Source organism: Streptomyces sp. URMC 123 (assembly GCF_051386515.1).
Taxonomy (GTDB): domain Bacteria; phylum Actinomycetota; class Actinomycetes; order Streptomycetales; family Streptomycetaceae; genus Streptomyces.
Genome location: NZ_JBPQTV010000509.1, coordinates 1 through 2,991 on the forward strand (window position 1 = coordinate 1; position 2,991 = coordinate 2,991).

The window sequence follows — 2,991 nt, forward strand, 5'->3', positions numbered from 1 at the left end:
CCGCCGCACGGCGTGCCCGACTTCGCCCCGGTACGGCCGCCGGGCGGGCGGCATCGCCTGGTCCACGCGGCGCGCCGACGGCGGGGCACGGTGGCGGCCGGGCTGGCCATGACGGCCGCCGCGCTGGCCGCGGGCGCCGCGGGGCTGCCGCACACCGCGAAGGCCGGTGGGGCCGCGGGGGAAGCGGACCGGGCGGGGGACGGCTGTGCGTCCGCGCGCTGAGGGACGGTGGACAGGCCCGGCCCGCCCTGTCGTACATTGCGGGGTGGTCCGTTTCGACCACACTGACCGGTTAGCTCGCATTCGTACAGAAAGGCTCGTTGGTGAGCGAGGAGAAGAAGGGCGTCCTGGACGGGTTCCGGCAGTTCCTGATGCGCGGGAACGTGATCGAGCTCGCGGTGGCCGTCGTCATCGGCGCGGCATTCACCAACATCGTGAACTCCGTGGTCAAGGGCGTGATCAACCCCGTGGTCGGGGCGTTCGGCACCCAGAACCTCGATCACTACACCTACTGCCTGGGCACCTGCGCCAAGAACGCCTCCGGCGAGGTGACCGACGGCATCCACATCCTGTGGGGTTCGGTGCTCAGCGCCTCGCTGACCTTCCTGATCACGGCGGCGGTGGTCTACTTCCTCATGATCCTGCCGATGAACCGCTACAAGGAGCGGCAGGTCGCCCGGGCGGCCAAGAGCGCGAAGGAGGCCGGGCCGCCGCCGGCGACCGAGCTGGAGCTGCTCGCGGAGATCCGGGACGCGCTGCTGGCCCAGCGCGGCGGGCCGGACTCGGAGCGGGTGCCGAGCCAGCACCGGAAGTAGCCGGGCCGCCGACGGTCAGATGTGGTGCGGGGGCTTCTCGTCGAGGAAGCGCGCCAGGTCGGAGGCGCTGTCGCCGCTCGGACGCTCCCCCCAGCCTCGGTCGGTGTCGTCGCTGGATGGCCGACCGAGGGGGTCGTCGAAGATCAGCGCGGCCGACGGGGTCGGGGCGGTCGGTGTCTCCTCGGCTTCGCGGGCATCGCTGGTCATGCGTCCAGCGTACGCCGCCGCCACCCCGACAGGCGCCGGCCCCGGTCGTCTGCTGTGCTGGTAGGAGACCGCCTCGGGAAGGGACACCGACCCATGAGCGCACCCCGATGAACGAGCACGCCCCGTCGGGGCCCGGGCACGGCCGGGCCGTCGCTCCCCTGCTGCGCATGACGGCGCGCAGGAGGGACGAGGAGCACCGGGCCGCCACCCCGCTGGAGCTCTTCTTCGACCTGTGCTTCGTGGCCGCCGTGGCCCAGGCCGGCGCCCAGCTCGTGCACGCGGTCGCCGAGGGCCACCCGGACACCGGCGTCCCCGGCTACGCGATGGTGTTCTTCGCGATCTGGTGGGCGTGGATGAACTTCTCGTGGTTCGCCTCCGCCTACGACGTGGACGACGTGCCGTATCGCGTGGTCACCCTGGTGCAGATGGCCGGTGTGCTGATCCTGGCGGCGGGGGTGGCCAGGGCGTTCAACGACAACGACTTCGCGGTCGTGTGGTTCGGCTATCTCGTGATGCGGCTGGCGATGGTGGCGCAGTGGCTGCGCGCGGCGGCCTCCACCGGGGGCGCGGAGCGGAGAACGGCCCTCCGTTATGCCATCGGGATCGCCGTCTGCCAGATCGGCTGGGCCGGGCTGCTCGTCCTGCCGGAGCGCGGGCGGCCCTGGGTCTTCCTGGCCATGGCGGTCCTCGAACTGGCCGTTCCGGTGTGGGCCGAGCGGGACCGGCCCACGACGTGGCACCCGCACCACATCGCCGAGCGGTACGGGCTGTTCACCATCATCGTGCTGGGCGAGACGATCCTGGCGTCGACGGTGGCGGTGCGCTCGGCGCTGGACGAGTCGGACGAGCTGGGCGCGCTCCTGCCGCTGGTGGCGGGTGGCCTGCTGATCGTGTTCGCGGCGTGGTGGGTCTATTTCGCCGTGCCGATCCATGAGCACCTGTCGTCCAACCGCGAGGCGTTCCTCTGGGGTTATGGGCACTACTTCGTGTTCGGCTCGGCGGCGGCGATCGGGGCGGGCATGGAGGTCGCGGTGGAACACACGGTCGGCAAGGCGCACATATCGGCGTTCGCCGCGTCGGCCGCGGTGACCCTGCCGACGGCGTTCTATCTGCTGATGGTGTGGCTGCTGCACTCCCGCCACCACAAGCGCGGCCCGGCCCAGCAGATGGTGCTGCCCCTGGCGGCCCTTCTGGTTCTGGCCTGCACCTTCGCCGGCCGCTGGGCGGTTCTGCTGGCCGGCGTGGTGATGGCCCTCACGGTCGCGGCGGGCGTGGCGCTGGCCTCCCGCCCCGTGCACCGCGCGGGCTGAGCCGACCGGGGCCCCGGCACCCGGTCCGGGGCGACGCACGCGGAGGCGCGGGGGCGCGGGAAGGATTCCGCTATCTCGGGGAGTCCGCCGCAGCACTCCCCGCAGGCGCCAACGGCCGTGATACGCATGCCCACATGGCCGATGGAGATTCGATCACACAAACCCACCGCTCGGGCCCGGCGGACGCCCTCACCGATGTCGCCGGGCTGCGGGTGGGGCATGCGCGGCGCACCGGTCGCCGCGCCCTCACCGGCACCACGGTGGTGCTGGCGCCGGAGGGCGGGGTCGTCGCGGCCGTGGACGTCCGGGGCGGCGGCCCCGGCACCCGGGAGACCGATGCCCTCGATCCGCGGAATCTGGTGCAGCGGGTCGACGCCGTGGTGCTGACCGGGGGGAGCGCCTACGGGCTCGACGCGGCCTCCGGGGTGACCAGCTGGCTGGAGGACCACGGCCGGGGCTTCCAGGTGGGCCCCGACCCCGCCCAGGTGGTGCCGGTGGTCCCGGCGGCGGCCCTGTTCGACCTGGGCCGGGGCGGCGACTGGCGGGTGCGGCCCGACGCGGCGCTCGGCAGGGAGGCCGCGGAGGCGGCGGCGCGTACGGAGGTGGGCGCGCCGGTCGCCCAGGGCAACACCGGCGCGGGGGCGGGAGCGGTGGCGGGG

At 73.6% G+C, this 2,991-nt stretch carries 4 protein-coding genes and 1 pseudogene; 4 read left to right on the forward strand and 1 reads right to left on the reverse strand.

What is annotated here, in order from left to right:
- A pseudogene (locus ACSNOD_RS30070) lies at positions 1-222 on the forward strand (hypothetical protein); the annotation flags it as partial.
- A gap of 101 nt (positions 223-323) precedes the next feature.
- Positions 324-815, forward strand: coding sequence for a large conductance mechanosensitive channel protein MscL (gene mscL, locus ACSNOD_RS30075; RefSeq protein ID WP_436770244.1), 492 nt, complete (start codon positions 324-326; stop codon positions 813-815).
- Between the two features lie 15 nt (positions 816-830).
- Here the strand turns inward: mscL and ACSNOD_RS30080 are convergent, their stop codons facing one another.
- Positions 831-1,022, reverse strand: coding sequence for a hypothetical protein (locus ACSNOD_RS30080; RefSeq protein ID WP_436770245.1), 192 nt, complete (start codon positions 1,020-1,022; stop codon positions 831-833).
- A gap of 107 nt (positions 1,023-1,129) precedes the next feature.
- Here ACSNOD_RS30080 and ACSNOD_RS30085 point away from each other — a divergent pair, with 107 nt between their 5' ends.
- Together ACSNOD_RS30085 and ACSNOD_RS30090 are read left to right on the forward strand one after the other, a co-directional pair.
- Entirely contained in the window at positions 1,130-2,332 is a 1,203-nt protein-coding gene (locus ACSNOD_RS30085) for a low temperature requirement protein A (RefSeq protein WP_436770246.1), read from the forward strand.
- 134 nt (positions 2,333-2,466) lie between these two features.
- Positions 2,467-2,991, forward strand: a 525-nt coding sequence (locus ACSNOD_RS30090; protein ID WP_436770247.1) for a P1 family peptidase, incomplete at its 3' end; no start/stop codon positions are given.